Source organism: Rummeliibacillus sp. TYF005 (genome assembly GCF_003844195.1).
Classification (GTDB): domain Bacteria; phylum Bacillota; class Bacilli; order Bacillales_A; family Planococcaceae; genus Rummeliibacillus.
Map to the genome: position 1 here is coordinate 1 of NZ_ML122638.1, position 1,756 is coordinate 1,756.

A 1,756-nucleotide genomic window follows, 5' to 3' on the forward strand; every position below is an offset into this window, starting at 1 on the left:
ATTATTATATCAAATCTTATTTACGATGTCAACAACTTTTTTATTCAAGTTATTTTGTTACCGTCTTGTTTCAGCGACTTAAATATCTTAACATGCATTCCACCTGAAGTCAACACTTCTTTTAGAAATTTTAATATTAATAGATTTCTGGCCTGAATTATAAAAAGAGTTGCTATATTTTAGTATTCAAGCCAGCTTACTGCTTAAAAGAGTTTTAGCTTAGGTCTTCTTTCATTTCTCCTTCATACCATCTTCTGAATAAGTTTCCAATCAAGTAGTTTTGACTACCTCCACAATTATTAAACTCACAAAAAGTTCCAACAGCACGTATGCAAAAGAAATTTCTACAACGGAGTAAGCGAAACAATGTAGGAGCAAACGATTTTTGACAAGGAGATAATAAAAAAGAAAATCCAACAAAAGTGAGGATTTAAAGGTAATTTCACTATTGTTCGGATTTTTCATTAGCTAAAACTCTTTTGTCACAGCGTCATTTTATTTATTACATTATGGTTTTGCAATTTTTTAAGTTCTACTTTGCCGTTTTTCTTTTGCGAATTGCAGTTAAGAATGCCACCACTGCCGCAAGTAAAGTTCCTATACAGCTAAAGTAACTGATGATGAGTTGTCTTCCCCAGTTTGAGGTAAAGCATTTTGAGTGCTACCAGCATCCAACTTAAAAATTACTTTATCCATTTTTGATTTTGAATCATAATTATTTGATGATTTATTGTTACTAGTCCCTGAATCTGTTGTGCTACCATTTGATTTCTGAGGTGTTTCTTCATCGTTTCCTGGATCAGTTGTTTCTTGGTAATCCCAACAGTGTGTTTCTCCAGCACCTAAAAACTCATTAACAATTATAGAACCATCAATATTAGAGGTATCTTTTAATGTAGCTCCTGTTGCTAGAATTGTTCCTTGCCATGCTTTTTGAAGATTAATCAATCCTGTAAATCCATTCGCTGAAGTAGAATCATTAAAGTTCCACAAAAGATTAGCATCGCTGAAATCAACTGCTTCATAGTTATTTCGATTCGATGTTATACCATCAGGATTTACATAACTCAAATTAATTTTCTTTTGTACATTCAATTCTTTTTTGGCTTTTAAATCAACATTGAGTATAACATTTGTTCCTTTTTTAGCCCTTTAATAATTAGGTTGCCTGATGAGTCTATTAAATCTTCTGGGTCAATATTTAATATTATCGTATTATCTTTAACTTCAAACATAGATAAATCTAAAGTATAGCTTGATCCTAATTTATCAAGAACAACTGTTTTGTCATCCTTTGTTTTATTTGCCAAGGATTTTGAAGTTGCAGCCAACTGGGAAAATTCTTCTTCAAAATTGATATATGTTGTATCAGTATCTTGATAAACTTGTTTGATATGATTTAATTTCGTTCCATTAATGGCTACATCATTTCCGTTGTTTACGACACTTAGATTAACATCTTTACCTACTACTAATTTCGCGATCCTGAACACCTGATGAACTAGTAAAGTTTACTCTGTCTTTAATAGATTGAATATATGTAATGTCTGTTTTTTAATTATCTGCGCTATTCAAATCACCATGTTGGTTGGTACCAAAGTCGGCATTCATTCCAGTCAGCTCTTTAACAGCAACATTCCCATTTGTATTAGATGCAATTTCTGATTTATTTTCAAATATGCGGAAGTTTTGAGCGATACCTAACGTATTTTCATCAACATTATTATTGAGTTAATTTCATAATTCCAATCCCTTG

Annotated in this window: 2 protein-coding genes; both read right to left on the bottom strand. The window is 31.5% G+C overall.

What is annotated here, in order from left to right:
* Positions 1–597: 597 nt before the first annotated feature.
* Positions 598–1,095 carry a collagen-binding domain-containing protein gene (locus CW357_RS17960; RefSeq protein ID WP_369973829.1) on the bottom strand — a complete coding sequence of 166 codons (498 nt, stop codon included), beginning with the start codon at positions 1,093–1,095 and terminating at the stop codon, positions 598–600.
* A 14-nt stretch (positions 1,096–1,109) separates the two neighbouring features.
* Positions 1,110–1,493, bottom strand: coding sequence for a collagen-binding domain-containing protein (locus tag CW357_RS17965; protein ID WP_119417434.1), 384 nt, complete (start codon positions 1,491–1,493; stop codon positions 1,110–1,112).
* Positions 1,494–1,756 lie beyond the last annotated feature (263 nt).